Origin of the sequence: Cupriavidus sp. IK-TO18 (genome assembly GCF_015549295.1) — a bacterium.
GTDB classification, from domain to species: Bacteria; Pseudomonadota; Gammaproteobacteria; order Burkholderiales; family Burkholderiaceae; genus Cupriavidus; species Cupriavidus oxalaticus_A.
Genome location: NZ_JADGMP010000005.1, coordinates 189,418 through 214,929, shown reverse-complemented (window position 1 = coordinate 214,929; position 25,512 = coordinate 189,418). Strand labels below are relative to the sequence as shown.

The window sequence follows — 25,512 nt, the reverse complement described above, 5'->3', positions numbered from 1 at the left end:
GCCCTGCGCAGCGCCGCCGGCTGCGCTACATTGTCGCTTGCCCCGCCAACCGCCCCGCCATGACCTCGCACGCCATCACCTCCCTGGCCGAACTGGAAGCGCTCTACGCCCAGCCCGCGGCACCTTCGCTGTCCAAGGAAGTTGACTACCTGCACCCGCATACCGCGCCTTTATCGAGGCCGCACCGTTCTGCCTGCTGTCGACCGTCGCCGACGACTGGGCCGAATGCTCGCCGCGCGGCGACATGCCCGGTTTCGTGCAGGTGCTGGACGAGCGCACGCTGCTGCTGCCCGACCGGCGCGGCAACAACCGCATCGACAGCCTGCGCAATATCGTGGCCGATCCGCGCGTCGGCCTGCTGTTCGTAATCCCCGGCGTCAACGAGACCATCCGTGTCAACGGCACCGCGCAGATCAGCGTCGACCCGGCGTTGATCGCGCGCTGCGTGGTCGACGGCAAGGCACCGACCACGGTGCTCGTGATCACGGTGCAGTCGGTGTTCTTCCAGTGCGCCCGCGCGCTGATCCGCTCGCGCCTGTGGTCCGCGGACGCGCAGGTCGCACGGCAGACGCTGCCGAGCAACGGCAAGATCCTGGCCACGCTGAGCGAGAACGCCATCGACGGCGCCGCCTATGACCGCGAGCTGCCCGAACGGCAGCGTAATACTCTGTACTAGCGCGGCAGCCACTCCGGCGCGTGCGTGCCGAGCGGCTCGGACGGCAGCGTCCAGCGCGCCGGCGTCCCGGACAGCAGCGCCGCGTGGCGCACCACGGTCAGCATGCCGAAGCCGGACGGCACCGCTTCGAGCAGGTCGGCGACATCGTCGATCTTCTGCTCGGGCGCCTTCAGCCCCTGCGGCACCCGCCCCAGCCCGCGCAGCCACTGCCCCACCTGGGCCAGCGACACGCGCACGTGCCAGCTGCCGCCTTCCAGCGCGCGCCGGTGCAGCGCGGCCATCGCGCCGAATGCCAGCAGGTAGCCCGCGGCATGATCCAGCACCTGCGCCGGCAATGGCCGCGGCGTGTCGCTGCCGGCCGCTTCGGCCTCGGCGTGGTTGAAGCCGGTGGCGGTCTGCACCAGCGAATCGAAGCCGCGCTTGTGCGCCCACGGCCCCACGTGGCCATACGCGCTCAGCGACACGTAGACGATGCCCGGCCGCGCCCGCGCCGCGGCTTCCGCGCCCACGCCCAGCTCGGCCAGGCCGCCGGGCCGGTAGCCCTGCACCATCACGTCGGCACCGTGGAGCAGCTTGTGCAGCGTGCGCTTGTCATCAGGGTCGCGCAGGTCGAGCTGGCAGCTGCGCTTGCCGCGGCCGGTGTCGATCACCAGCGGCGCGATCGACGGCAGGTGCGCGGAGGTTACCAGCAGCACGTCCGCGCCATGCGCGGCCAGCGTGCGCCCGGCGACCGGGCCGGCGATGATGCGGGTGAAGTCGAGCACGCGCACCCCCGACAGCGGCCGCGCATCGGCAGACGTTGGCGCCGGCCATGGCTGTGGCGGCGCATCGCCGATGCGCTCGAGCGTCACCGGCGGCAGGCCGCGCAGCGCCGCGGCCTGCGGATGGCGGTCCCATTCGTCGAAGCTGCGCAGCGCAGCGACCACCAGGCCGGCGTCGGACGCGGCGGTTTCGAACGTTTCGGCTTCCCACTTTTCCAGCGCCGCCTGCACCGCCGCCTTGTCATAGGCGCAGCCCAGCAGGCGCAGCACGCCATCGCGGTGATGCGGGAAATTGGTGTGCAGCCGGACCCAGCGGCCGTCGCCGCAGCGGTAGGTGCCGGCAATCTTGTCCCACAGCTCCGGCGCGGGACCGCCGTCGACGCGCAGGTAGCGCTCGCTGCGGAACTCGGTGATCGCGTGGCGCATGTCGACGCTGACGTCCTGCCAGCGGCCGCTGCGGCCCTGCCACAGCGTGGCGGCGGCCAGCGCCGACGCGGCCAGGCTGGCCTGCGCCGCGGTCCCCACGGCAAAGCTTGAAGGCAGCACCGGCTCGGCGCCGTCCAGGCGCAGATGGGCCAGCGCCTCCGCGGGCAGGCCGGCATCGCGCCACAGCGCGGCAACGACATCGTGGGGCATGGGCGGCACTTGTGCCGCATCGGTGTGGGCGTTCATGGGCGTTCCTGCTGCGGTGAAGGACTGGCGGCCGTGGCCGGCCGGCACGGGTCTCCATGCTACTCCGACGCGTCACTTTCGGTGCGGCCAACCGGCGCCGGCAACCGACAAACCATAAATGAGCCGATGCTCACCGCGTGCGGCGCCGCCGGCACGGTAAAATCCCGGTATTGGCATTCCGCCACGCAATCTGACGACCCGACCGGCCACCGTATCGATCCAACCCGTCGATCCATCCGGCCGGCCAACCGGCGCCACCATGAGCCACGACAACAAGCCTACCGACAGCACCCCAGCCGCCTCCAACTTCCTGCGGAGCATCATCGACCAGGACCTCGCCGCCGGCACCTATGCCGGCCGCCAGGACAAGCAAGGCGAGCCGCTGCCGACCGTCATCACCCGCTTTCCGCCGGAGCCCAACGGCTATCTGCATATCGGCCATGCCAAGAGCATCTGCCTGAACTTCGGGCTGGCGCGCGACTATGGCGGCCGCTGCCACCTGCGCTTCGACGACACCAACCCGGTCAAGGAAGACACCGAATACGTCGATTCGATCATCGACGCCGTGCACTGGCTCGGCTTCTCCTGGGACAGCGAAGGCAAGGACGGCCAGAAGCAGCCGCACCTGTACTACGCCAGCGACTACTTCGACCAGCTCTACGCCTTTGCCGAGACGCTGATCGAGCGCGGCGCCGCCTACGTGGACAGCCAGTCGGCCGAACAGATCGCCGCCAGCCGCGGCAACTTCTCCGAGCCGGGCAAGCCCTCGCCCTACCGCGACCGCACCGTCGAGGAAAACCTGCAGCTGTTCCGCGACATGCGCGCCGACAAGTACGGCGACGGCGAGCACGTGCTGCGCGCCAAGATCGACATGACCGCGCCCAACATCGTGATGCGCGACCCGGTGCTCTACCGCATCCGCCACGCGCATCACCACCGCACGGGCGACAAGTGGTGCATCTATCCGATGTACGACTTCACCCACTGCATCTCGGACGCGCTGGAGAATATCTCGCACTCGCTGTGCACGCTGGAGTTCGAGAACAACCGCCCGCTGTATGACTGGGTGCTGGAGCACCTGCGTGACGCCGGCGTGTTCCGCGACCCGCTGCCGCACCAGTATGAGTTCGCGCGCCTGAACCTGACCTACGCCATCACCAGCAAGCGCAGGCTCAAGCAGCTGGTCGACGAGAACCGTGTCGACGGCTGGGACGACCCGCGCATGCCCACGCTGGTCGGCGTGCGCCGCCGCGGCTATACGCCGGAATCGATCCAGCTGTTCTGCGACCGCGTCGGCGTGGCCAAGGCCGACAGCTGGATCGACATGAGCACGCTCGAAGGCGCGGTGCGCGACGACCTGGACGGCCGGGCCGCGCGCGGCGTGGCCGTGCTGGACCCGCTCAAGCTGGTCATCGACAACTACCCCGAAGGCCAGAGCGAGGAATGCTCGGCCCCGGTCCATCCGAAGAAGCCGGAACTGGGCAAGCGCGTGTTCCCGCTGTCGCGCGAACTGTGGATCGAGCGCGAGGACTTCAACGAGACCCCGCCCAAGGGCTATTTCCGCCTGTTCCCGGGCAACAAGGTGCGCCTGAAATACGGTTACGTGGTCGAGTGCACCGGCGTGGACAAGGACGCCGACGGCAACGTCGTCGCCGTGCATGCCAACTACCTGCCCGATACCAAGAGCGGCACGCCGGGCGCCGACAGCGTCAAGGTCAAGGGCGTGATCCACTGGGTCAGCGCCGCGCACGGCTACGAGGCCGAGGTGCGCCTGTATGACCGCCTGTTCAACGACCCCAACCCGGACGCCGGCGGCAAGAACTTCCTGGACGCGCTCAATCCCGATTCCAAGAAGGTGGTCACAGCCTACCTGGAGCCGGGCCTGCGCGAGGCGCAGCCGGAAGACCGGTTCCAGTTCGAGCGCCACGGCTACTTCGTTGCCGACCGCAATGATTCTCAGCCGGGCAAGCCGGTCTTCAACCGCATCGTCGGGTTGAAGGACAGCTGGGGCAAGTGATGGGCAAGGCAACTCCGGTGCAGACCATCACCTTCCCGCTCGAGGGCGAGTTCATCGCCCTTAACGACCTGCTCAAGCTGGCTGGCGTGTGCGACAGCGGCGGCGCCGGCAAGGCGCTGGTCGCCTCCGGCGAAGTCTCGGTGGACGGCGCGCCCGAATCGCGCAAGACTGCGAAGATTCGCGCCGGGCAGGTGGTGGGCCTGGCGGGCATCGAGATCCGCGTGGTCGCCGCCTGACCGCGCTACCGGCCGCAGCGGCCGCCCCGGCTGCTGCGGCTGCGGCCCTGCAACGGAAAGGACCGAAACCATGCCGATCGCGTTCTGGTGCGTTTTGCTGGCCGGCGTGCTGCCGCTCGCCACGGTAGCCATCGCCAAGGCCAGCGCGCCCGGCTTCGACAACCATGACCCGCGCGGCTGGCTCGACAAGCAGACCGGGCGCGCGCGGCGCGCCGACCTGGCGCACCGCAACCATTTCGAGGCCTTCCCCTTCTTTGCCGCGGCGGTGCTCACCGCCAGCTTCCTGCAAGCGCCGCAGGCGCGCATCGACGAACTGTCGATGGTCTTCATCCTCACCCGCATCCTCTACACCGTGTGCTACCTGACCGACCGGGCCACGCTGCGCACGCTATGCTGGACCATCGGGTACCTGTCGGTGGTGGGGATTTTCCTGCTGCCGGTGTTCGTGCACTAGCCATGTCGGCAGCCGTTCGCCTGCTGGCAGCCGTTGCGATCGCCATGCTGTGCAGCGCCGGCGCCGGCGCTGCACCGGTGGAATACACGCTCGACCCGGTCCACACCACCGTCTATTTCGGCGCCAGCCATTTCGAGCGCAGCTCGGTGCGCGGGCGCTTCGGCAAGATCGACGGCCGCATCGTCTATGATGCCGACAGCGGTGCAGGCGCGGTCGACGTGACCGTCGACCTGGCCTCGGTCGACACCGGCAACCGCACGCTCGACGGCGTGCTGCGCTCGGCACAGTTCTTCGATATCGCGCAGTTTCCCGTGGCGCGGCTGCGTGCCGATCGCTTTATCAGCGACGGCGGCCGGCTTGTGGCGGTCGAGGGCGAGTTGAGCCTGCACGGCGTCACCCACCCGGTGCGGCTGCAGGCCGAGCGCTTCCGCTGCGGCGAGGTCACGATGTTCGGCGTGGCGCGGCAGGTGTGCGGCGGCGACTTCCGCGCCGAAGTCCCGCGCAGTGCCTTCGGCATGACCCGCTTCCTGCCCGATGCGGGCGACATCGTGACGCTTCAGGTGGCGATAGAGGCATCGCCGGCGGCCAGCCCCGCGCGCTAGCCCAACGCGTCACCTCCGGCGCAGTTTTCTCTTGTAGAATCAGCGCTTTGCTCAATCCCTGCCACGCCGCCGCGTGTGCGGCAACGCGAGACAGAGACCATGTTCGAGATCCATTCCGGCGACATCGTCGCAGCCGCCCTGGCCGCCGCTGGCGCCTGCCTGCTGTGCAGCATTCCGGGCGAATTCCTGCGCCGCTTCCCGCTGTGGGCGGTGCGCACCTACGGCCGCGGCGCCCTGCTGATGCCGTTCCTGGCGATGATGGTCGGCACCTGGCTGTTCCGCCTCGGTGTGGCCGGCCAGCTCGATACCGATGCCGGCCAGGCGCTGGTGGTGGCAGCCGGCTTCCTGGCCACGCTGCTGCTGTCGGCGCTGCTGCGCTTCTACCTGAAGGAATACCGCAAGCGCTGAGGTCGTTCCCCAGCCGCGTCCCTGGCCGGCCATTTGTGCCGGCTGGCCCACCTTGCCCTGCCCACGCGCATACGGCGGCGCCGCCGAATCGCGTATGATGCGGCCTTTCGCGTACCGCGCCACCGCGCCCGGACGCAGCCGCACACCTCACTTCATGGCGCTCAAGTCCACCATCTTCAAAGCCGAGCTGGCCGTCTCCGACATGGACCGGCCCTACTACGGCAGCCACAGCCTCACCATCGCCCAGCATCCGTCCGAGAATGACGCGCGCATGATGGTGCGCGTGCTCGCCTTCGCCTGCGAAGCCACCGAGTCGCTGGCCTTCACCCGCGGCCTGGATGAGCCCGACGAGCCCGACCTGTGGGACAAGCGCCTGACCGGCGATATCGCCCACTGGGTCGAGCTGGGCCAGCCCGACGAAGCGCGCCTGAAGCGCGCCGCCGCCCGCGCCGAGCGCGTGACCGTGTACACCTACAGCGGCGCCAGCGCGCGCGAGTGGTGGAAGGGCATGGCGGGCAAGGCCGGCAAGCTGCGCAACGTCACCGTCTACAATGTCCCGACAGAAGCGGTCGACGCGCTCGCCGCGCTGGCGCAGCGCGCGATGCGCCTGTCGGTGACGATCCAGGACGGCGATATCTGGGTCGCCGACGACGACCGCAACGTGCAACTGCGACTGGACGTGCTGCAGCGCGCCCAGGATTGAACGAGGCGGCCACCGCCGCGCTCCCGATTCACCTCGACTGGTCCCTGCCAGTTTTCATCGGAAGGAAATCACCATGCAAACCACGCCCTCTGGCCTGCAATACGAAGACACCACCGTCGGCTCTGGCGCCGAAGCCACCGCCGGCAAGCACGTCACCGTGCACTACACCGGCTGGCTGTACGAGAACGGCCAGGCCGGCCGCAAGTTCGATTCGAGCAAGGACCGCAATGACCCGTTCGTGTTCCCGCTGGGCGCCGGCCACGTGATCCGCGGCTGGGACGAAGGCGTGCAGGGCATGAAGGTCGGCGGCGTGCGCCGCCTGGTGATCCCGGCCGACCTCGGCTACGGTGCGCGCGGCGCTGGCGGCGTGATTCCGCCGAACGCGACGCTGCTGTTTGAAGTGGAACTGCTGGCGGTCTGATCGCCGCCACGTCGCTCCCGCGCGGGCGGGAGCGACAAAACGGGCGCGCGCCGCGCGCCTCGTTAGCGGACTCAGCGGACTCAGAAACCGATGGCGGCATTGCCGACATCGACGCGGACCTTGTCGCGGTCCAGCAGACGCGCCGCATGGCGCGCATAGTCCTGCGCCCAGGCAGGATCGCCGGAGAAGCGCGCTTCTCCGGAAAACTTGGCGACGTTCAGGATCTTGTCGATCACCAGCACCTTGCCGACCGGGCTCGACGCCTGGCAATCGAGTTCGGTGTACTCCCGGTCGAACCAGCGCCACGCCGCATCCTCGCCGACCGCGGCCAGCTCGTCCGCGCCGATCGTGAAGTCATACTCCTTGCCGCTGCCGAACACCACCGTAAGCGTACGCGCCATCGCAGGTTCCTCCTGGTCGGATTGAGGCTCCCATTGTAAAGACTGCCCGCCACCGCGGGCCAGCAAAACGCTCCGGGCTGACGGCGGACAAGCGTGCGCGTGCATGCATCGATCCGGCATCACGCCGGGTAGCAAGGCCGCCACGCGGCCGCGACCGTTGTCCAGCGCCCACAACGCTGCCGCCGGCTCAGGCATTTCCGGGAAAAACTGGCAGTTATGTCATTTTCCCCACCTGCCCGGGACGCAGCTTTGATTTATGCTTGCAGCATGGCCATTACGCGACAGGACCTCGAATCCGACCGGCTGCGCACCTCGCTGTGCAGTACGCCGGTCGCGTCCTCGCTGTTGCCCGAGCACGTGCTGGAGCAGTCCCTCTGCGACGCGCTGGCATGCAAGCCCGAAGACCCCGCGCTCGGCGGCGATGTCTGGGTGTTCGGCTATGGCTCCCTGATCTGGAACCCGATGGTGGTGCACACCGAGCGCCGGCGCGCGACCGTGCATGGCTACCACCGCGGCTTCTACCTCTACTCCCGCATCAACCGCGGCACCTGGGACAATCCGGGGCTGGTACTGGGCCTGGATCGCGGTGGCTGCTGCCACGGCATGGTGTTCCGCATCCCCAGCCACGTGGTCGAGCAGGAATTCCGCGTGCTGTGGCGCCGCGAGATGCTGACCGGCGCGTACCACCCGCGCTGGCTGCGCATCCGCACCGGCGCCGATGGCGATCAGGGCCCCGGGCAACGCGCCCTGGCCTTCGTCATGAACCGCACGCACGAGTCCTACGCCGGCCGGCTGCCGGACACCAGCGTGGTCGAGCGGCTTCGCCACGCCGCCGGACTGTACGGCCCGGCGCGCGAATACCTGCAGCAAACCCTGCTGGGGCTGGCCACCAACGGCGTCGATGACCCCTATCTGGGGCGGCTGTGGCGCCAGCTCCAGGCGGACGATGCGGCCGATGCCGAAAGCGCCGCCGCCCAGGCTGGCGCGGCCGGCACCCGCACGGACGACGTCCCGCCCTTGCCGGACCGGCCTCGCGAAACCGTCTGAGCCGAGGAGTTCCCGCCATGACGCGCCCCGCCGCCCGCAGCCGCAGACAGGTACTCAACGAGATGCTGGGCCTGATGGGCTTGCTGGTGGGGGGCAGCCTGCTGGCGGCGCAGGGCGGCCAGACCCTGGCGGCACGGCCCGGGGCCGGCGGCGCCAGCCAGCCCGGCGCCGCGCAGCCGCGCGGCACGGCGCGCGCACCGCTGCGCAGCGACGGCCTGAGCGCACTCGACCGCAATTTGATCACCGCCGCCAGCATCGGCGACCAGGACATGGTGGCGCGCCTGCTGGCCGCGGGCGCCACCGCGCGCGCTGCCGACGAACGCGGGCGCAGCGCGCTGCTGGCCGCCGTGCAGAGCCGCCACGTCGAAGTCGCGCGGATGCTGATGCTGGCCGGCGCGGACGTGAACCACAAGGACGCCGACGCCAACAGCCCGTTCCTGCTGGCCGCCACCAGTGGCCAGGCCGAGATCGTCCGGCTGGCGCTGGCGCATGGCGCGGACCTGGCCAGCACCGACCGCTACGACGGCACCGCACTGATCGGCGCGAGCCAGCAGGGCCATGTGGAAGTGGTGAAGCTGCTGCTGAAAGCGGGCATTGCCGTCGACCACGTCAACAACCTGGGCTGGACGGCTCTGCTTGAAGCGGTGGTGCTGGGCGATGGCAGCACGCGCTACGAGGAAACAGTGCAGTTGCTGCTGGATGCCGGCGCCGACGCCAACCTGGCCGACCGCGAAGGCGTGACGCCGACCCGCCATGCCCGCGAGCGGGGATACAAGACGATGGTGAAGATGCTGATGCGAGTGCGGGGGCATTGAGCCTCGCCCCGTGGCGGTTCGCCAGCAATGGGAACCCGCCCCGGGCATAGGCTGGCGGCGCAGATCAGGCCGCCGCGGGCTTCTGCTCTGCCACGGCTCGCGCGTTCTCGCTCTCCTGCAGTTGCCGCCACATCACCTTGCCGGTCCCCGACTTGGGCAGCGCGTCCACGAACTCCACCACCCGCGGATACTTGTACGCGGCCATGTTCTCCTTGGCCCAATCGATGATCTCGTCCGGCGTGGTCTTGCCCTTGGCATGGGCGCGCAGCACCACCACCGCCTTGACGGTCTCGCCGCGGTACGGGTCGCGGGTGCCGATGATGCAGGCCTCCTGCACGTCGGGATGCTTGTACAGCAGGTTCTCCACCTCGGCCGGCCATACCTTGAAGCCCGACGCGTTGATCATGCGCTTGAGGCGGTCGGTGATGAAGTAGTAGCCCTCCTCGTCCATGCGCCCGAGGTCGCCGGTGCGGAAGAAGGTCTTGCCCTCGAACTCGATGAAGGACTCGCGCGTGGCGTCTTCCTTGCCCCAGTAGCCCTTGAACACCTGCGGGCCGCTGACGATGATCTCGCCGATCTCGTTGGGCGGCAGTTCCCTGAGCGTGACCGGGTCGATCACGCGGGCGTCGGTGTTGAAGGTCGGCACGCCCAGGCACTGCAGCTTGGGCCGGTCCGACGGGTTGCTGTGCGTCGGCGCCATGGTCTCGGACAGGCCGTAGCCTTCCAGGTAGTGCAGCCCGAACTGCTCGCGCAGGCGCTCGGCCACGGCCTGCGGCATGGCCGCGCCGCCGCCGCCGATATAGCGCAGGCTCGACAGGTCGAACTGCGCCAGGTTGGGGCTGGCCAGGAAGTCGATCACCATGGTCGGGATATTGGTCCAGTGCGTGACCTGGTAGCGCGAGATCAGGCGGCCGGCCACCTCGCGGTCCCAGCGCGGCAGCATCACCACGGTGGCGCCGCTGTAGATCGGGCCGTTCATGCCGTACTGCATGCCGGTGACGTGGAACAGCGGCAGCACCGACAGGATCACCGACTCGGCGCCCGAACCCGACCAGGTCGCGCCGCCGACAATGTTGTGCATGACCGAGCGGTGCGTATGGATGCAGCCCTTGGGAAAGCCGGTGGTGCCGGAGGTGTACGGCATCACCGCCATGTCGTCGGGCCCGGCAGTATGCGGCCCCGGCTGCAGGCCTGCGGCCAGCGCCTCGGCCCATGCGGTCGCGCCGGCGGGCAGCGCGTGCGGCGTGGTCAGCCACGCGGGCGGCGCGTCTTCGGGGTGCTCGTGCGTGGGCGGCAGCGCGTCGGCGTACTGCGTCACCAGCAGGTGCTGCAGGCGCTCGGCCGGCGCCAGTTCCGCCACGGCCTGGTCCACGCCGGCGGCCAGGTCGGCGGTGCAGATCGCCACGCGCGCCTGCGCATCGGTGACGTAGTGCTTGAACTCCTCGGCGCGGTTCATCGGGTTGACCGGCACCACCACGGCGTCAGCGCGCAGGATCGCGTAGTAGCTGATGATGAACTGCGGGCAGTTCTGCATGTACAGCAGCACCCGCTCGCCCTTCTTCACACCCGCCTTCTGCTGCAGCCATCCGGCCAGCGCGGTGGCCTGCGCTTCCAGTTCGCGGAAGGTGATGGCGTTGCCGAAATAGCGGATCGCCGCCTTGTCGGCATAGCGCAGCGCGGACACTTCCAGGTTGTACCAGAGCGACGTCTCGGGCAGCACGATGGCGGTCGGCAGGCGCCTTGGCCAGAACTGGAAATGCGGGCGAGCTGGGTTCTGCATGAAACGTCTCCTGTGCGTCGGTCTTCGGACCGGGTCTGTCGGTATGGTCAAGGACTATAACTGAACGATCGTTCTATTTTCAACCGGTGACTTTCCCGGACGCCGGCGAGCGGCTACGGCCGAACACAACGGGCAGCCGTTGTATTTGGCGCCTTCGCCCTCACAATAGAGGGATCTCCGCCTCTTTCCAGGATTGTTCATGAGCGACGTCAACCTGCAGAATTTCGAGACCGAAGTGATCGACGCCTCGCACCAGGCGCCGGTGCTGGTCGATTTCTGGGCGCCCTGGTGCGGCCCCTGCCGCACGCTGGGCCCGATGCTGGAACGGCTGGAGGCAGAAGCCGAAGGCAGCTGGAAACTGGTCAAGGTCAATGTCGACGAGAACCAGGAGCTGGCCGCGCATTTCGGCGTGCGCAGCATCCCCCATGTGGTGGCGATCGCCGACGGCCAGGCCGTGGACCAGTTCACCGGCGTGCTGCCGGAATCGGGGCTGCGCGAGTTCCTGGGCCGGCTGGCGCCGGGCCAGGCCAGGTCGCCGCTGGCCGAGGCGCAGGAACTGGCCGCCGCCGGCAACCGCGACGGCGCCGAGACCCTGTTCGCCGACGCGATTGCCGCGGACCCGGAATCCGACGCCCCGCGGCTGGCCTATATCGGCTTCCTGCTGGACGGCAACGCCGTCGACCGGGCCAGGGCGGAATTCGCGGCGCTCTCGCCGCGCGCCGAGCATGAAGATGGCTACGGCGCCCTGCGCACGCGCATCGAAGCCATGGAAAACGCCGCCGGCCTGCCCGATGAGGCCACCCTCACCGGCCGCATCGCCGCCGATCCGCGCGACCTGGCGGCCCGGCTGGACCTGGCGCGGCTGATGATCGCGCGCCAGCAATACGAGCCGGCGCTGGAGCAGCTGCTGGCGATCGTGCGCACCGACCGCGGCTTCGAGGACGATATCGGCCGCAAGACCATGCTGTCGGTATTCGAGATGCTGGCCGACCGGCCCGAAGTGGTGTCGCGCTGGCGCCGCCAGCTGAGCACGTCGCTGAACTGAGCGGGAGCCAGGCGCCATGTCCACGCCCCGCCTGATCGATTTCAGGACCGAACCCGCCCCGACCCACGACCGCCCGCGGCCCGACCGCCTGGTGTCGGGCAACCCCGACCGCACCACCTGGACGCACTACAGCGCCGAACACGGCGATTTCGATTGCGGTATCTGGGCCTGCGAGCCCGGCGCGTGGCGCATCGCCTTCCCGGCGGGCAAGGAAGAGTTCTTCCATGTGATCAGCGGCCGCATCCGCATCAGCGACGAGTCCGGCCAGGCCAGCGAGTTCGGCCCGGGCGACGCCTGTGTGATCCCGGCGGGCTTCACCGGCCTGTTCCAGGTGCTGGAGCCGGTGCGCAAGTATTTCGTGGTGATCGACCGCGACGCGGCGCGGCCTGCCTGACCTGGCTTCGGCCGGCTTCGGGGATTCAGGCCGCCTCAGCCGGCCCTTCCACCAGCGTGAAGCCGTTCTCGCGCATATGCTCGACCATCATCGTGTCCATCGACTTGACGTGATGGTCGAACCAGCCTGACAGCTCGGACACCAGCCGGCGGCCCAGCCCGAATTCGCCGTCGGTCCGGACCTTGTCGCGCACGGCGACGGCCACGGCCAGCACCTGCTTGTGCTCGCCCGCGTGGCAATGGCGCGGGCCGAAACCCATCGCCTCCATCCACTGTTCTTCCTGCGCGAAATGGTGGCGCGTATGGTCGATCCACTCGTCCATCGCGGCCAGGAAGCCGGCATCGTCGGCACTGGCCACCGCGGCCAGCAATTGCACGAACTCGGCGTGGGTGGCATCGGTGACCGGTTCGCCGAGATGGAGGTCTTCGGGCAGGCCGGCGGAGGAAAGCTGGTCTTTGGCGTCCATGGGGAGCGGCGGCAATCGTGGGGAAATCGTGTGGGAAACGGCAAGGATACCGAATCGCCGCGGCCCGCATCTGATCTTGCGCAAGCCGGGCGGGTATGCTGTGGGGTATGCGCCCCGCCCGCCACCTTTATCGCACATGCCACGACTGATCTTCTTCTGCGGCCATGCCGGCACCGGCAAGACCAGCCTTGCCCACCGCCTGATCGGCCCGCTGATGCAGGCCACCGGCGAGCCCTTCTGCCTGCTCGACAAGGACACGCTGTACGGCCGCTACAGCGCCGCTGCCATGGCCGCGATCACCGGCGACCCCAACGACCGCGACAGCCCGGCCTACCTCGACAACCTGCGCGACCCCGAATACCAGGGCCTGCTCGATACCGCGCGGGAAAACCTGGCGCTGGGCATCAGCGTACTGGTGATCGGCCCGCTGTCGCGCGAGATTCGCGCCCACCTGCTGAACGATCCGGAATGGCTGCAGGTGCCGCAAGGAACCACCGTCCGCATCGTCTGGGTGCACCTGCCGGAAGACGAAGCGCACGCGCGCATCATCCGGCGCGGCAACCCTAACGACGCCTACAAGCTGCAGCACTGGGACGCGTACCGCACGCGGCGCTTCATGCCGGCCGCGGACGAATATCCCGAACTGATCTTCTTCGACAACCTGGCGCCGGGCGAGGCCGAGGTCGACGGCCTGCTGCGCGCGTTGAGCGCCTGAACGTTGTGCGGCGGCTGACGCTGTGCGGCCTTAGCCGCGCACGATCGCGCCGATCGCCGCCGACGCCGCCACGAAGCCGAACACGGCCGTCACCGCCACCGACGAGCCGAAGCCCGCGCAGGCCAGCCCCTGCGGCCCGCTCGCAACCGGATGGCCGGCGTGCCCATCGTGCGGCGGCGCCTCGTCGATCTCGCAGGCCTGCTGCTCAGGCTCCGGATACTGCAGCGGCTCGTCGGAATAGACCGCGGCAATGCCGAACTTCTTCTTGGGGTCGCGCGTGAAACCCCACTGCTTGCGCAGCCCCGCGCGCACCTTGGACAGCAGCGGGTCCTGGATCGTGCGCGCCAGGTCGTCGATGCGCACGCGCGTGGGATCGAGCTGGCCGCCGGCGCCGCCGCAGGTGATCACCGGCACGCCCTGGCGCCGCGCCCAGCCGAGCATTTCAGTCTTGACGCGCACGGCGTCGATGGCGTCGATCACGTAGTCATAGCCGGCGCCGAGCAGCACGGGCACGTTGTCGGTGGTGACGAAGTCGTCGACCTGCGTCACCCGGCAGCGCGGGTTGATGGCGACGATGCGCTCGGCCATGGCCTCGACCTTGGCGCGCCCGTAGGCATCGCCCAGCGCGTGGACCTGCCGGTTGGTGTTGGACAGCGCGATATGGTCGAGGTCGATCAGCGTGATGCGGCCGACCGCGTTGCGCGCCAGCGCCTCGGCGGCCCAGCTGCCCACGCCGCCGATGCCGACCACGCACACATGGGCCGCCTCAAGCCGTGCCAGCCCGGCAGCGCCATACAGCCGCGCGACGCCGCCGAAGCGGCGGTGGTAGTCGTCGTCGGCCGGGCTTTCGTGGGTCAGCGGCTCGGGCAGGCCAGGCAGATGACCGGGGAGGTCTCCGGAAAGCTCGCCAGGCAAGGGGTGTGCGGCATCGTTCATGCTGAGGGCTCGGAGTGGGGACGAGGCGGCCGCGGCCGGGGCCGCGCCGGCAGAAAAAACCGGCATTATCCGGCGGCGATGTCAGCCAATCCCCGACAAAGACGGAAAGCGCGCAACTATACAATAGACCTGCAGTGGTCCGTTCGCCGCCCTACGCAAGGCCCGGCAAGCCCCCACCAGGCCTTTCGGGCCGGCCGGTACCAGCGGACCTGCCCCGCCATAGAGGAGCCCCCCTCATGCCCATGCGCCGCAAGGTCGTCCTGTGGAGTGTGCTGACACCGATCGCGCTGATCGCGCTGCTGGTCATCCTGTTCCTGACCTTCGACTGGAACCGCGTCAAACCCTGGCTCAACGACAAGGTTTCCGAGGCCATCGGCCGTCCCTTTGCCATCAACGGCGACCTTACCGTGACCTGGCGCCGCGGCGAGGGCGAGACCGGCTGGCATACGCTGGTGCCGTGGCCGCGGTTGTCGGCTCGAGACATCACCATCGCCAATACCGACTGGGCCAGCCAGCCCCACCTCGCCACCGTGCGCGAACTGATCTTCGTACTGCGCCCGATCCCGCTGCTGGCGCACCAGATCGCCGTGCCCACCATCGTCGTCGACAGCCCCGCGGTCTGGCTGGAGCGGCTGGCCGATTCGCGCAACAACTGGACGCTCGAGTTCGGCCCCAAGAAAGGCCCGTCAAAATGGGAGCTGGATATTGGCGAAGTAGTGCTGGCGCGCGGCAACCTGGCGCTGGCCGACCAGTTCAAGAAGATCGAGTTGCAGGCCCAGCTCGACACCATCGGCGACAACCCGCTCTATGACAAGGCGCGCGACGGCGCGCTGGTCGGGCCGCAGGCTTCCGCCGTGCCGCCCGGGCCGCCCGCCAGCGGTGCGGCGGCATCCGCGCCGTCGGCAACGTCCCCGCCGTCCGCCTCGGCGCCGTCTGCATCGGGTCCGCCCGCCTCGGCCACCGCCGGCAACGACCGCTACGGCTTGCGCTGGAAAGCCACCGGCCGCTACAACGATGCCACCATCAATGCCAGCGGCAAGGCAGGCACCGTGCTGAGCCTGCGCAATACCGATGTGCCGTTCCCGTTCCTGGCCGATGTGCGCGTGGGCACCACGCGCGCGCTCATCGAAGGCACCGTGACCAATCCCGCCCACCTGGCCGCGGTCGACGTCCACCTGACGCTGGCCGGCGACAGCATGGCCAAGCTATATGCGCTCACCGGCGTGGTGCTGCCGTCGACCCCACCCTATGAAACCCGCGGCCGGCTGATGGCCACGCTGCGCAAGGAAGGCTCGATCTACGAGTACCAGAAGTTCACCGGCCGTGTCGGCGGCAGCGACCTGTCCGGCACGCTGACCTTCACCAAGCGCGAGCCGCGCCCGCTGCTGGCCGGCACCCTGCAGTCGAACCAGCTGCGCTTCGTCGACCTGGCGCCGCTGATCGGCGCCGACGCCAAGCCCGGGCAACCGGCCAAGGACAGCCCGGTGCGGCAGCCGCCCGACAAGGCCCTGCCGGTGGCGCCGTTCCGTACCGAGCGCTGGGACAAGATCGATGCCGACGTGCACTTCACTGGCAAGCGCATCATCCGCGACGCGGACCTGCCCATCACCAACCTGGTCACTCACCTGAAGCTGCAGGATGGCGTGCTGCTGCTCGATCCGCTCAACTTCGGCGTGGCCGGCGGCAACCTCGTGTCGAACGTGCGCCTGGACGGCAAGCGCGAGCCAATGGGCGCGATGGTCGACATGACCGCGCGCCACATGAAGCTCAAGCAGCTGTTTCCCACCATCGACCTGATGCGCGCCAGCATCGGCGAACTCAATGGCAGCGCCAGGCTGTCCGCCACCGGCAATTCGGTCGGGACACTGCTGGGAACATCCAACGGCGAGGCCAAGCTGCTGGTAGAGAACGGCACCGTCAGCAAGTTCATCCTGGAAGCGATCGGCCTGAACGTGGGCAGCCTGGTGATCAACAAGCTGTTCGGCGACCGGCCGGTGCAGATCAACTGCGGCGTCAGTGACTTTGCCTTTACCAATGGCATCGCACGCGCGCGCACCTTCGTGCTCGATACCGACGATGCCGTCATCGTGACCACCGGCGGCATCGACCTGCGCAGCGAGCGGCTGGCGCTGACGATCCATCCGGACTCCAAGGGCCTGCGCATCTTTTCCCTGCGCTCGCCGCTGTACGTGGGCGGAACCATGAAGAAGCCGACCGTCAGCCCCGACATCGGCGTGCTGGCGCTGCGCGCCGGCGGGGCGCTGTCGCTCGCCCTGGTGGCGCCGGTCGCCACCGCGGTACTGCCGCTGGTGGACCTGTCGCCCGGCGGCGACAGCAGCAAGTGCGCCACACTGCTGGCCGACCTGCGCAAGCGCCCGCTCGCGCCGCCTCCCGGCAAGACCTATAAGGATCCAAAGGCCGGCGGTACCGCGGGCATGACCGCAGGCAAGCCGATCCCGCCGGAAACGCCCGGCACCGCCGCACAGGCCGAGGCGCAGGCCGGCCGCCCTGCACACCGGTCGCCCCCGCCAGAGCGCGAAGCGCGCAAGCCATTGCGCCCGGACAACGACGCGGCGCTATACAAGGGCGGCTGAGCCAATGGACACCCCGGCGCCTTGCCGGGAATGTCGCCGCGTGGCGACATGTCTGCAGTTGTCTGAAGCGAAACAGCAACACTTCCGCCGGCTGCGACATCCCGTCGCAGATTGCCGTTGTAACTCGCCCACATGCGGCGCATAATTAAACGGCCATTTACAAGAAGTTTAAGCATGGCAAGCATCGGATGCGAGGCGGGTTCGCCCGTTCGCATTCTTCGGAAGGCGCGGCTGCGGCCGCCCTTTGTTTCCGCTTGTTTTCGTTTTTTGTTGTCCGCCTCGGCACGGCCGCCGGCCGCCCACGAGCGCGGCCCCACGACGCCACTCGCCCGCCCCCATGTCGCTGCCGCACACCGCCGTCCCGCCGATCACCTGGCTGATCGCGCTGACGGTGTGCAACCACGTGGCATTCAACGCCAGCCGCGTGGTGGTGTCGCTCTTCGCGATTTCCCTCAAGGCTTCCACAGTCACGCTCGGCGTGCTGATGTCGCTGTATGCGCTGCTGCCGATGCTGCTCGCGATCCGCGCCGGCAAGCGCATCGACGAGATCGGTCCACGCAAGCCGATGACCGCCGGCTCGCTGATGCTAGTGGCCGGCACGCTGCTGCCGGCGCTGTGGCATGAACTGGATGCGCTGTACCTGTCGTGCGCGCTGATCGGCGTGGGCTTCATGCTGGTCCAGGTGGCAATGCAGTTGCTGATCGGCCAGGTCTCGACCAACGAGACGCGGCTGCGCAATTACACCTGGCACGCGCTCGGGCTGTCGGTGTCGGGCACGCTGGGGCCGGTGGTGATGGGCTACGTCATCGAGCATGCCGGATTCCGCCCCGCTTTTGCCGTGCTGGTCGGGGTGGCGCTGGTCGGCCAGGCCGGCCTGCAGTGGGTGCGCCCGCGGCTGCCGGCGCAGGGCGGCAATGCCGGCCGCATCGCCATCGAGGACGGCAGCCGCCGCTCCACGCTGGACCTGCTGCAGTATCCCGAGCTGCGCGCCGTCTTTGTCGCCAGCGCGGTGCTGTCGGCGGCCTGGGACCTGCATGCCTTCCTGATCCCGATCCAGGGCTCGCGCATCGGGCTGTCGCCGTCGTCGATCGGCTGGGTGCTGGGCGCCTTCGCCATTGCCACGCTGATTATCCGCGTGGCGATGCCGGTGGTGTCGCGCCGCCTGTCGGAGTGGAAGATCATCCGCACCGCGCTGCTGGTGGGCGCTCTGGCCTACCTGGCCTACCCGTTCGTCACGCATTTCTGGCTGATGTGCGGGCTGGCCTTCGTGCTCGGGCTGGCGCTGGGCAGCGCGCAGCCCAATGTCATGAACATCCTGCACACGGTGTCGCCGCACGGGCGCGCGGGCGAGGCGCTGGGCCTGCGCTCCGCGGTGCTCAATACCAGCCAGGTAGTGTGGCCGCTGACCTTCGGCGTGGTCGGCACGGCGCTTGGCATGCTGCCAATCTTCCTGTCGATGGCCGGAGCCATGGGCGTGGCCGGTTACTACTCGCGGCGCCAGGGACGCCGGGCGCTGCCGCCGGCTTGAGCCCCGGCGCGCGCCCTGTCCGCTGTGACGCCGCCCGCACGCCTTGCCGGCGCGCAAATGCGGCCCGCGAAGCATTCGCTATACTCGAATCAGCCGGACCTGCGCCCTCGCCCCCGGGGCCCGCCGCGCATCCCGACCGATTCTCCGATGATTGCGACATGACTCAACTCGCCGACCTCCGCCGTACCTATGTCCTGGGCTCGCTGTCCGAAACCGACGTGGCCCCCGACCCGATGAGCCAGTTCAAGCGCTGGTTCGACGAGGCGGTCACGGCCAAGCTGCCCGAACCCAATGCCATGACGCTGGCCACTGTCGGCGCCGATGGCCAGCCTTCCGCGCGCATCGTGCTGCTCAAGGGCATCGACGACCGTGGCTTCACCTTCTTCACCAACTACGAGAGCCGCAAGGGGCTGGACCTGGCGGCAAACCCGCGCGCCGCGCTGCTGTTCCACTGGGTACAGCTGGAGCGCCAGGTGCGCGTGGAAGGCATCGTCGAAAAAGTTGCCGACGACGAGAGCGACGCCTATTTCGCCTCGCGCCCCCTCGGCTCGCGCGTGGGCGCGTGGGCTTCCGAACAAAGCCGCGAAGTGCCCGGCCGCGACGTGCTTGAGCAGCGCGAGCTGGAATACCGCAGCAAGTTCGGCGACAACCCGCCGCGCCCGCCGCACTGGGGCGGCTACAGGCTGGTGCCGACCGCGATGGAATTCTGGCAGGGGCGCCCTTCGCGCCTGCATGACCGCATCGCCTATCGCGTCCAGCCGGGCGGTGCCTGGCAGATCGTGCGCCTTTCGCCCTGACGCGCTGGCCACGGAGGTCCGGACGGGTCTGTCCCGGGGGCTTCCCGAGGGTGCGCTGCACTGCCCGCGGAATTCGACTAAAGTGGGACTGGCGTCGCTTGGTGATTTTTACGCAAGCGCTCGCGACGGACTCGGGTCAAGGCTCGGGGCAGTACCTGCCTTGTCCGGAGGACCGGTCGAGCGCGTGCCGCAACCATCGGGAGGTAAAGCGCATGTTTTTCAAGCAAGCCCTGGAAAAGCAACTCGACAACTGGATCGCCGACCTGCGTGACAATGCCAACCTGCCGGTCTGCTTGCGCCTGTGGAATGGCACCGAATATGCCCTGGGCCATTTCGACAAGCCGCAGGTCACGCTGACCGTGCGCGAGGCCGCGGCACTGCCGCTGCTGCTGACGCCAAGCCTGGACAACCTGGGCGAGGCCTACGTGCAGGGCAAGATCGACTTTGACGGCCGGCTGGCCGACATCATCAAGGTCGGCTATGGCATGTCGGCGGCTGCCACGCGGCGCGCCGGCGGCGCGCTGGCCCGGGTGGCGCAGCATTTCTCGCACACCAGGCAGGAAGACCGGGAATCGATCCAGTACCACTACGACGTTTCCAACGACTTCTACAAGCTCTGGCTCGATCCCAACATGGTGTATTCGTGCGCCTATTTCGAGAACGGCGACGAGGACCTTGCCACCGCGCAGCTGAAGAAGATCGACCATATCCTGACCAAGATCCGGCTGCAGCCCGGGCAGACGCTGCTGGACATCGGCTGCGGCTGGGGTGCGCTGGTGCTGCGCGCCGCGCAGAAGTACGGGGCGCGCTGCGTGGGCATCACGCTGTCGCAGAACCAGTTTGACCTGGCCGCCGAGCGCGTCAGGGCGGCAGGACTGTCCGACCGCATCGAGATCCGGCTGCAGGATTACCGCGACACCACCGGCACCTTCGACCGTATCACCAGCGTCGGCATGTTCGAGCACGTGGGCAAGGACAACCTGCCTGGATATTTCCGCCGCATGCGCGAACTGCTGGCCGATGACGGCTACGCGATGAACCACGGCATCACCTCGCCCGATCCCGACAACGGCCAGACGCCGATGGACGGCGCCGAGTTCATGGACCGCTACGTGTTCCCGCAAGGAGAACTGCCGCACATCGGGCTGGTGCTGAAGACGCTGGAGCAAGGCGGCCTGGAGGCGATCGACGTGGAACTGCTGCGCCGCCACTACGCGCAGACTTTGCGCCACTGGGCCGATAATTTCGAGGCAAAGGGCGAAACCATCCGCGATATGGTCGGCGAGAAGAAGTACCGCATCTGGCGCGTGTACCTGGCCGGCTGCTCGCATGCCTTCGAGACCGACAAGATGTCGATCTACCAGGTGGTCTGCCACAAGGCCGGGATGTCGTCGGGCACGGTGCCTTGGTCGCGCCGCTATATTTATGAGCAGCCCATCGGGCGCAACGACTGAACGATACCGAACCCGAAACCGAAGCGATTGACTGAAGACCTCTTTGGCGGGCTGCCCGTGCCCGCCCCGCAACAAGCTCCCGCCCCTCCCGCAAAGTCCGTCCGTGCCCAGGGCGTGCAACCCGCGCCGATGGACGAGGCACTGCGCGCGCTGTCGGCGCGCCTGCCCGCCAGCCTTTACTTCGGCACCTCGTCGTGGGCATACCCCGGCTGGAACCAGCTGGTCTACGACGGCGAGTACGGCGACAGCATGCTGTCGCGCAAGGGACTGGCCGCATACTCGCGCCATCCGCTGCTGCGCGCGGCGGGGATCGATCGCGGCTTCTACGGGCCGATCCCGCTGGCCGACTACCTTTCCTACGCGGCGCAAGTGCCGGACGGCTTCCGCTTCGTGGTCAAGGCGCCAGCCAGCGTCTGCGACGCCTGGCTGCGCGGCTCGGACGGCGCCGGCCGGCTCGCCAACGCGGCGTTCCTGGACGCGGAGATCGCGGTGCGCGACTTCATCGCCCCGGCGAGCGCCGGCCTCGGCGGCAAATGCGGGCCGCTGCTGTTCCAGCTGTCGCCGATGGGCAGCCTGGCGGACAGCGGCGTATTCCTGGAGCGGCTCGACGCGTTCCTGGGCGCGCTGCCGCCGCTGGACCCGTCCATCACGCCGCATGCCTGCTATGCCGTCGAGCTGCGCGACCCGGCGCTGCTGACGCCGCGCTATATCAAGCTGCTGCGCCGCCACGGCGCGCGCTTCTGCCTGTCGGCGCGCGACCGCCTGCCGGCGGTGCCGCGCCAGGCCGCAGCGCAGGCCTTGATGGATGAAGCCGGCCCCGGGCCGCTGCTGCTGCGCTGGATGCTGCATGCGGGCAGGCCCTACGCGTATGCCGAGAAGCTGTACGCGCCCTTCGACCGCATCGTCGACGACGATCCCGGCACGCGCGATGCCATCGCCGACGTCGTGGCGGGCACCCTGCGCGCCGGCCAGCTCGCCATCGTCATCGTCAGCAACAATGCCGAAGGCTGCGCGCCGCTGAGCATCGTGCGGCTGGCCGAGGCCATCGCCGCACGGCTGTAAGCGTCCGCTACACCCGCAGCTTGGCGGCGAACTGCTTGCGGAACTTGGCCAGCTTGGGCGAGATCACGAAGGCGCAGTAGCCCTGGCTCGGGTGGTCCTGGAAGTAGTTCTGGTGGCCCTCTTCCGCGCGCCAGTACGGCTGCTCGGGCTCGACCTGGGTGACGATCGGGGCATCGAAGACCTTGGCCGTGGCCAGTTCACGCATTACGTACTCGGCGACGGCGCGCTGCGCTTCCGAGTGCGTGAAAATGACCGAGCGGTATTGCGGCCCGACGTCGTTGCCCTGCCGGTCCGGCGTGGTCGGGTCGTGGATGGCAAAGAAGATCTCGACGATCTCGCGGAAAGTGATCACGGACGGGTCGAAAGTGACGCGCACCACTTCGGCGTGGCCGGTATCGCCCTCGCACACCTGCTGGTAGGTCGGATGATCCACATGGCCGCCGGTATAGCCCGACTCCACCGCGACTACCCCCTTGACCTGCTGGTAGACCGCCTCCAGGCACCAGAAGCACCCGCCCCCCAGCGTGGCCGTATCAAATCGTTGTTCCATGTGCGCCGCTCCCTTGGCTGGTCTATGTCTATGGTTGTCCGGTGTCACGGACCTCAAGCATAAGCGCAGACGGGCGTGCGCGCATCGGCCATGCGGCTGGACTGCCGTGTCAGCCGGCGTGGTCGCCTTGGCGTTGCGATTCCAGCAGCGCCCGCAACTGGGGCTTCATCACCTTGCCCAGCGCGCTGCGCGGCAGGTCGTCTAGCAGCACCACCTCGCGCGGCAGCTTGAAGCGGGCGATACGGGCGGCCAGCGCCTCGCGCACCGGCGCCGGGGCCAGCGGCGCGCGGTCGGCGCCCGGCGCCGGCACGATCACCGCCACCGGCACCTCGCCCCAGCGCGCGTCGGCCACCCCCACCACTGCGCACTCCTGCACGCCGGGCAGGCCGAGCAGCACATTCTCGATCTCGGCCGGATAGATGTTCTCGCCGCCGGAAATGATCATGTCCTTGCTGCGGCCGACCACCTCGATGCAGCCGTCGGCATCGCGGTGGGCCAGGTCGCCGGAGCGGAACCAGCCGCCGGGCAGGCCATCGGCGGGCTGGTTCCAGTATCCGGCCATGACGTTGGCGCCGCGCACCCACAATTCGCCGACTTCGCCCTGCGCTACCTCGGCGCCGCAGGGACCATCCGCGCCAGCCAGCCGCACCGTCACCTCCGGCACCGGCCAGCCGGCATAGCCGGGCCGCGCCATCGCGTCTTCCAGCTTCAGCACCACCGACACCGGTCCGGTCTCGGTCGCGCCATAGACCTGGCCGAGCGGCACGCCGCGCGCGTGGAACGCGTCGATATACGACCGTGGGATGGTCGAGGAGCCGGCCATCACCCCGCGCAGCGGCGACAGGTCGGCGCCGTCCCAGCCGGGATGCTCCAGCACCGCGCGCAGCGTGGCCGGCACCATCAGCGCCAGGCTCGGGCGCGCTTGCGCGACCGACGCCAGCCACGCGCCGGGCGCGAAACGGTCATGCAGCGTCACCTGCGCACCGGCCAGCAGCGCCGGCAGCGTCTGGATGCACAGGCCGCCGACATGGAAGGCCGGCAGTACCGACAGCACGTGATCGTCCGGCGTCATGCCGTGCGCCCACCAGCTGGCGCGCGCATTGGCCAGCAGCCCGGCCTGCGTATGCACCGCGCCCTTGGGCTTGCCGGTAGTGCCCGAGGTGTAGGCCAGCAGCAGCGGCGCGTCGCCGGCAACGTGCGGGAAGCTGGCGACGGCCGGCGCCGGGTGATCGATGATGCGTTCCAGATGCGCCAGCCGGCACTGGCTGGCGCCGGCCTCCGGCGCCAGCGCGGCATGCGCGTCATCGTGGAACAGCAGCGCCAGCTGCGCATGGCCGGCGATGGCATGCAGCTCGGCCGCGGCGAGCCGGTAGTTCAGCGGCACGAACATCGCTCCGACCCGCGCGCAGGCGAACAGCAGCACCAGCTGCAATTCATGGTTCAGGCACAGCGTGCCGACCCGGTCGCCGGGGCGGATGGCCCATGTCGCCGCCAGGTGGGCGCTGGCGCGCTCCACGCGGCGCCACAGCTCGCCGTAGCTGAAGGTGCGGCCGAGGTAATGCAGTGCGGGCCGCTGCGGCGCCGCCTCGGCATGCGCCCACAGCATGGCCGGCAGCGCGCCGAGTCCGGCGGCACCGGGACGGGAGGGGCCAGGGCCAGGGCGGGCGCCGCTCATTCGTCGCGCTCGCCGGATTCGTACAGCGTTTCGCGGCCCATGCGGTCCAGGATCAGTTCGGCGGTCCAGGGCAGCATCAGCGCGCCGCAGCGCGAATCGCGGTACAGGCGCTCCAGCGGCAGGTCCTTGAGCATCGACTGCCCGCCGCAGGTTCGGATCGCCAGCCGTGCGATATCGTTGGCGCCTTCCATCACGGTGTAGTGCGCGGCGTAGAGGCGCAGGCGCTCGTCCTTGGAAGGGTTCGGCTTCGCTTCATGGATCACGCGCCAGAAGATCGAGCGCATGCTCTCCAGCTGGATGCGCATCTGCGCCACCGCGATCTGCTTGGTCGGGTACATGCGGCGCTTGACCGGCGGCTGGCCCGGCACCTCGCCACGCAGGTACTGCACGGTGAAGTCGTAGGCGGCCTGCGCCACGCCGAGGTAGGTCGGCGACAGCGTGAAGAACATGGCCGGCCAGGTCTGCGCGGCGCGGTAGTAGACCCCGCGCGGCATCAGCTGCTCCTGGTCTGGCACGAACACGTCCTTGAGCAGCAGCGTGCGCGAGACCGTGCCGCGCATGCCCATCGGATCCCATTCGCCGGTGACGGTGAGGCCGTCGGCCTTGCCCGGCACGGCGATATAGAGGGTATCGCGCATGTCGGGATGCTGGTCGCCGCGGTCCTCGGTGCAGAGAATGCCGTAGTAGTCGGCCGCGCCCGACAGCGAGGCGAAGATCTTGCGGCCATTCAGCACCCAGCCGCCTTCGACCTTGCGCGCGGTGGTGCCGAACGGCGCCTTGCCGGCGGCCGCCGCCGAGCCTTCGGAGAACGGCTGCGCGTAGACCGCGCCGTCGCGCACCACGCGTGCGAAATGCAGCGCGCGGCGGGCCTCGTGCTCGGCGCGCTGTCCGGGCGTCATCTCGATGCCATCGGACAGCGTGCCGGTCCACATGGTCGAGCAGATATGCATGTTGTACGTCAGCGCCGTGGCGCCGCAGAAGCGGCCGATCTCGGCGCCCACCATGCAATAGGTGGCAAAGTCCGCGCCCTCGCCGCCGAAGGCTTCCGGCACGCACAGGGCCAGCAGCCCGGCTTCGCGCAGGTCGTCGTAGTTGGCGAACGGAAAGCTGGCCTCGCGGTCCCAGGTGCCAGCGCGCGCGGCAAAGCGTTCGCGGCCCAGGCGGTTGGCCAGCGCCAGCAGGCGCGCCTGGCGCGGGGTGAAATCCGCCGTACCAACGGCAGGAATGAAGTCGAGCTGGCCGGAAGGCATGTCGCGGTCTCCTTGGCGCGGGCCGATATGGACCTGCGCCGTTGATCTGGTTT

At 69.0% G+C, this 25,512-nt stretch carries 25 protein-coding genes and 1 pseudogene; 18 read left to right on the top strand and 8 right to left on the bottom strand.

Going from position 1 to position 25,512, the window contains the following annotated elements:
- Positions 1-59: 59 nt before the first annotated feature.
- Positions 60-676: pseudogene (locus IPF36_RS03455) on the top strand (pyridoxamine 5'-phosphate oxidase family protein).
- Here IPF36_RS03455 and IPF36_RS03450 read toward each other — a convergent pair.
- Positions 673-2,109, bottom strand: a complete 1,437-nt coding sequence (locus IPF36_RS03450) for a CoA transferase (RefSeq protein ID WP_135705668.1) — start codon at positions 2,107-2,109, stop codon at positions 673-675. The pseudogene IPF36_RS03455 and the gene IPF36_RS03450 overlap by 4 nt on opposite strands.
- Positions 2,110-2,368: 259 nt before the next feature.
- On the opposite strand from IPF36_RS03450, the gene IPF36_RS03445 reads away from it, so the two are divergent.
- The 7 genes from IPF36_RS03445 to IPF36_RS03415 all read left to right on the top strand — a co-directional run bounded on the left by IPF36_RS03445 (position 2,369) and on the right by IPF36_RS03415 (position 6,950).
- Complete coding sequence (locus IPF36_RS03445) at positions 2,369-4,126, top strand: glutamine--tRNA ligase/YqeY domain fusion protein (protein WP_135705670.1); 1,758 nt, start codon at positions 2,369-2,371, stop codon at positions 4,124-4,126.
- On the top strand, positions 4,126-4,362 hold the full coding sequence (locus IPF36_RS03440) for an RNA-binding S4 domain-containing protein (RefSeq protein ID WP_195427331.1): 237 nt from the start codon (positions 4,126-4,128) through the stop codon (positions 4,360-4,362). Before IPF36_RS03445 ends, IPF36_RS03440 begins: the two co-directional genes overlap by 1 nt.
- Positions 4,363-4,432: 70 nt before the next feature.
- Entirely contained in the window at positions 4,433-4,816 is a 384-nt protein-coding gene (locus IPF36_RS03435) for an MAPEG family protein (RefSeq protein ID WP_133097389.1), read from the top strand.
- Between the two features lie 2 nt (positions 4,817-4,818).
- On the top strand, positions 4,819-5,418 hold the full coding sequence (locus IPF36_RS03430) for a YceI family protein (protein ID WP_195427330.1): 600 nt from the start codon (positions 4,819-4,821) through the stop codon (positions 5,416-5,418).
- A 99-nt stretch (positions 5,419-5,517) separates the two neighbouring features.
- Positions 5,518-5,826, top strand: a complete 309-nt coding sequence (locus tag IPF36_RS03425; protein WP_133097388.1) for a hypothetical protein — start codon at positions 5,518-5,520, stop codon at positions 5,824-5,826.
- A gap of 154 nt (positions 5,827-5,980) precedes the next feature.
- Positions 5,981-6,529, top strand: coding sequence for a YaeQ family protein (locus IPF36_RS03420; RefSeq protein WP_195427359.1), 549 nt, complete (start codon positions 5,981-5,983; stop codon positions 6,527-6,529).
- Positions 6,530-6,602: 73 nt separating this feature from the next.
- Entirely contained in the window at positions 6,603-6,950 is a 348-nt protein-coding gene (locus IPF36_RS03415) for an FKBP-type peptidyl-prolyl cis-trans isomerase (protein WP_018008195.1), read from the top strand.
- A gap of 80 nt (positions 6,951-7,030) precedes the next feature.
- Here IPF36_RS03415 and IPF36_RS03410 read toward each other — a convergent pair whose 3' ends face one another.
- Complete coding sequence (locus IPF36_RS03410) at positions 7,031-7,351, bottom strand: hypothetical protein (protein WP_133097387.1); 321 nt, start codon at positions 7,349-7,351, stop codon at positions 7,031-7,033.
- 267 nt (positions 7,352-7,618) lie between these two features.
- Here IPF36_RS03410 and IPF36_RS03405 point away from each other — a divergent pair, with 267 nt between their 5' ends.
- Both IPF36_RS03405 and IPF36_RS03400 read left to right on the top strand, forming a co-directional pair.
- The gene (locus IPF36_RS03405) at positions 7,619-8,398 is read left to right on the top strand and encodes a gamma-glutamylcyclotransferase (protein ID WP_135705672.1); all 780 of its coding nucleotides are present in this window, start codon (positions 7,619-7,621) and stop codon (positions 8,396-8,398) included.
- Between the two features lie 17 nt (positions 8,399-8,415).
- Complete coding sequence (locus tag IPF36_RS03400; protein WP_135705673.1) at positions 8,416-9,213, top strand: ankyrin repeat domain-containing protein; 798 nt, start codon at positions 8,416-8,418, stop codon at positions 9,211-9,213.
- A gap of 64 nt (positions 9,214-9,277) precedes the next feature.
- Here IPF36_RS03400 and IPF36_RS03395 read toward each other — a convergent pair whose 3' ends face one another.
- Positions 9,278-10,993 carry a long-chain fatty acid--CoA ligase gene (locus IPF36_RS03395; protein ID WP_135705674.1) on the bottom strand — a complete coding sequence of 572 codons (1,716 nt, stop codon included), beginning with the start codon at positions 10,991-10,993 and terminating at the stop codon, positions 9,278-9,280.
- 199 nt (positions 10,994-11,192) lie between these two features.
- Here IPF36_RS03395 and trxA point away from each other — a divergent pair, with 199 nt between their 5' ends.
- A complete protein-coding gene (gene trxA / locus IPF36_RS03390; RefSeq protein ID WP_133092392.1) occupies positions 11,193-12,038 on the top strand; it encodes a thioredoxin in 846 nt (281 codons plus the stop codon).
- Positions 12,039-12,054: 16 nt separating this feature from the next.
- Positions 12,055-12,432, top strand: a complete 378-nt coding sequence (locus tag IPF36_RS03385) for a cupin domain-containing protein (protein WP_133092393.1) — start codon at positions 12,055-12,057, stop codon at positions 12,430-12,432.
- A 25-nt stretch (positions 12,433-12,457) separates the two neighbouring features.
- Here the strand turns inward: IPF36_RS03385 and IPF36_RS03380 are convergent, their stop codons facing one another.
- Entirely contained in the window at positions 12,458-12,898 is a 441-nt protein-coding gene (locus IPF36_RS03380; RefSeq protein WP_133092394.1) for a bacteriohemerythrin, read from the bottom strand.
- Between the two features lie 136 nt (positions 12,899-13,034).
- Between IPF36_RS03380 and IPF36_RS03375 the strand changes: the two genes are divergently transcribed.
- A complete protein-coding gene (locus tag IPF36_RS03375; RefSeq protein ID WP_135705675.1) occupies positions 13,035-13,613 on the top strand; it encodes an ATP-binding protein in 579 nt (192 codons plus the stop codon).
- Between the two features lie 30 nt (positions 13,614-13,643).
- Here IPF36_RS03375 and tcdA read toward each other — a convergent pair whose 3' ends face one another.
- The gene (gene tcdA, locus IPF36_RS03370) at positions 13,644-14,549 is read right to left on the bottom strand and encodes a tRNA cyclic N6-threonylcarbamoyladenosine(37) synthase TcdA (protein ID WP_240745892.1); all 906 of its coding nucleotides are present in this window, start codon (positions 14,547-14,549) and stop codon (positions 13,644-13,646) included.
- A 236-nt stretch (positions 14,550-14,785) separates the two neighbouring features.
- Here tcdA and IPF36_RS03365 point away from each other — a divergent pair, with 236 nt between their 5' ends.
- The 5 genes from IPF36_RS03365 (at position 14,786) to IPF36_RS03345 (ending at position 21,984) form a co-directional block, all read left to right on the top strand.
- Positions 14,786-17,143: an AsmA family protein gene (locus IPF36_RS03365; RefSeq protein WP_135705676.1), complete on the top strand. Its 2,358-nt coding sequence runs from the start codon at positions 14,786-14,788 to the stop codon at positions 17,141-17,143.
- Positions 17,144-17,480: 337 nt separating this feature from the next.
- On the top strand, positions 17,481-18,671 hold the full coding sequence (locus IPF36_RS03360; protein WP_195427329.1) for an MFS transporter: 1,191 nt from the start codon (positions 17,481-17,483) through the stop codon (positions 18,669-18,671).
- Positions 18,672-18,829: 158 nt separating this feature from the next.
- Positions 18,830-19,468, top strand: coding sequence for a pyridoxamine 5'-phosphate oxidase (gene pdxH, locus IPF36_RS03355; RefSeq protein ID WP_133092398.1), 639 nt, complete (start codon positions 18,830-18,832; stop codon positions 19,466-19,468).
- A gap of 212 nt (positions 19,469-19,680) precedes the next feature.
- Entirely contained in the window at positions 19,681-20,922 is a 1,242-nt protein-coding gene (locus tag IPF36_RS03350) for a cyclopropane-fatty-acyl-phospholipid synthase family protein (protein ID WP_135705679.1), read from the top strand.
- Positions 20,923-20,949: 27 nt separating this feature from the next.
- A complete protein-coding gene (locus IPF36_RS03345; protein WP_135705680.1) occupies positions 20,950-21,984 on the top strand; it encodes a DUF72 domain-containing protein in 1,035 nt (344 codons plus the stop codon).
- Positions 21,985-21,991: 7 nt separating this feature from the next.
- On the opposite strand, the gene msrA is transcribed toward IPF36_RS03345, so the two are convergent.
- The 3 genes from msrA to IPF36_RS03330 all read right to left on the bottom strand — a co-directional run bounded on the left by msrA (position 21,992) and on the right by IPF36_RS03330 (position 25,459).
- Positions 21,992-22,534: a peptide-methionine (S)-S-oxide reductase MsrA gene (gene msrA, locus IPF36_RS03340; protein WP_133092401.1), complete on the bottom strand. Its 543-nt coding sequence runs from the start codon at positions 22,532-22,534 to the stop codon at positions 21,992-21,994.
- Positions 22,535-22,643: 109 nt separating this feature from the next.
- Positions 22,644-24,209 carry a class I adenylate-forming enzyme family protein gene (locus tag IPF36_RS03335; RefSeq protein ID WP_195427328.1) on the bottom strand — a complete coding sequence of 522 codons (1,566 nt, stop codon included), beginning with the start codon at positions 24,207-24,209 and terminating at the stop codon, positions 22,644-22,646.
- Positions 24,206-25,459: an acyl-CoA dehydrogenase family protein gene (locus IPF36_RS03330; RefSeq protein ID WP_195427327.1), complete on the bottom strand. Its 1,254-nt coding sequence runs from the start codon at positions 25,457-25,459 to the stop codon at positions 24,206-24,208. Before IPF36_RS03330 ends, IPF36_RS03335 begins: the two co-directional genes overlap by 4 nt.
- Positions 25,460-25,512 lie beyond the last annotated feature (53 nt).

Coding starts and splice junctions, on each gene's coding strand:
- IPF36_RS03450 (WP_135705668.1), bottom strand. CDS start 2,109: ATGAACGCCCACACCGATGCGGCACAAGTGCCGCCCATGCCCCACGAT.
- IPF36_RS03445 (WP_135705670.1), top strand. CDS start 2,369: ATGAGCCACGACAACAAGCCTACCGACAGCACCCCAGCCGCCTCCAAC.
- IPF36_RS03360 (WP_195427329.1), top strand. CDS start 17,481: ATGTCGCTGCCGCACACCGCCGTCCCGCCGATCACCTGGCTGATCGCG.
- IPF36_RS03425 (WP_133097388.1), top strand. CDS start 5,518: ATGTTCGAGATCCATTCCGGCGACATCGTCGCAGCCGCCCTGGCCGCC.
- IPF36_RS03435 (WP_133097389.1), top strand. CDS start 4,433: ATGCCGATCGCGTTCTGGTGCGTTTTGCTGGCCGGCGTGCTGCCGCTC.
- tcdA (WP_240745892.1), bottom strand. CDS start 14,549: ATGAACGATGCCGCACACCCCTTGCCTGGCGAGCTTTCCGGAGACCTC.
- IPF36_RS03380 (WP_133092394.1), bottom strand. CDS start 12,898: ATGGACGCCAAAGACCAGCTTTCCTCCGCCGGCCTGCCCGAAGACCTC.
- IPF36_RS03365 (WP_135705676.1), top strand. CDS start 14,786: ATGCCCATGCGCCGCAAGGTCGTCCTGTGGAGTGTGCTGACACCGATC.
- IPF36_RS03420 (WP_195427359.1), top strand. CDS start 5,981: ATGGCGCTCAAGTCCACCATCTTCAAAGCCGAGCTGGCCGTCTCCGAC.
- pdxH (WP_133092398.1), top strand. CDS start 18,830: ATGACTCAACTCGCCGACCTCCGCCGTACCTATGTCCTGGGCTCGCTG.
- IPF36_RS03375 (WP_135705675.1), top strand. CDS start 13,035: ATGCCACGACTGATCTTCTTCTGCGGCCATGCCGGCACCGGCAAGACC.
- IPF36_RS03330 (WP_195427327.1), bottom strand. CDS start 25,459: ATGCCTTCCGGCCAGCTCGACTTCATTCCTGCCGTTGGTACGGCGGAT.
- msrA (WP_133092401.1), bottom strand. CDS start 22,534: ATGGAACAACGATTTGATACGGCCACGCTGGGGGGCGGGTGCTTCTGG.
- IPF36_RS03335 (WP_195427328.1), bottom strand. CDS start 24,209: ATGAGCGGCGCCCGCCCTGGCCCTGGCCCCTCCCGTCCCGGTGCCGCC.
- IPF36_RS03350 (WP_135705679.1), top strand. CDS start 19,681: ATGTTTTTCAAGCAAGCCCTGGAAAAGCAACTCGACAACTGGATCGCC.
- IPF36_RS03400 (WP_135705673.1), top strand. CDS start 8,416: ATGACGCGCCCCGCCGCCCGCAGCCGCAGACAGGTACTCAACGAGATG.
- IPF36_RS03405 (WP_135705672.1), top strand. CDS start 7,619: ATGGCCATTACGCGACAGGACCTCGAATCCGACCGGCTGCGCACCTCG.
- IPF36_RS03415 (WP_018008195.1), top strand. CDS start 6,603: ATGCAAACCACGCCCTCTGGCCTGCAATACGAAGACACCACCGTCGGC.
- trxA (WP_133092392.1), top strand. CDS start 11,193: ATGAGCGACGTCAACCTGCAGAATTTCGAGACCGAAGTGATCGACGCC.
- IPF36_RS03385 (WP_133092393.1), top strand. CDS start 12,055: ATGTCCACGCCCCGCCTGATCGATTTCAGGACCGAACCCGCCCCGACC.
- IPF36_RS03395 (WP_135705674.1), bottom strand. CDS start 10,993: ATGCAGAACCCAGCTCGCCCGCATTTCCAGTTCTGGCCAAGGCGCCTG.
- IPF36_RS03440 (WP_195427331.1), top strand. CDS start 4,126: ATGGGCAAGGCAACTCCGGTGCAGACCATCACCTTCCCGCTCGAGGGC.
- IPF36_RS03430 (WP_195427330.1), top strand. CDS start 4,819: ATGTCGGCAGCCGTTCGCCTGCTGGCAGCCGTTGCGATCGCCATGCTG.
- IPF36_RS03410 (WP_133097387.1), bottom strand. CDS start 7,351: ATGGCGCGTACGCTTACGGTGGTGTTCGGCAGCGGCAAGGAGTATGAC.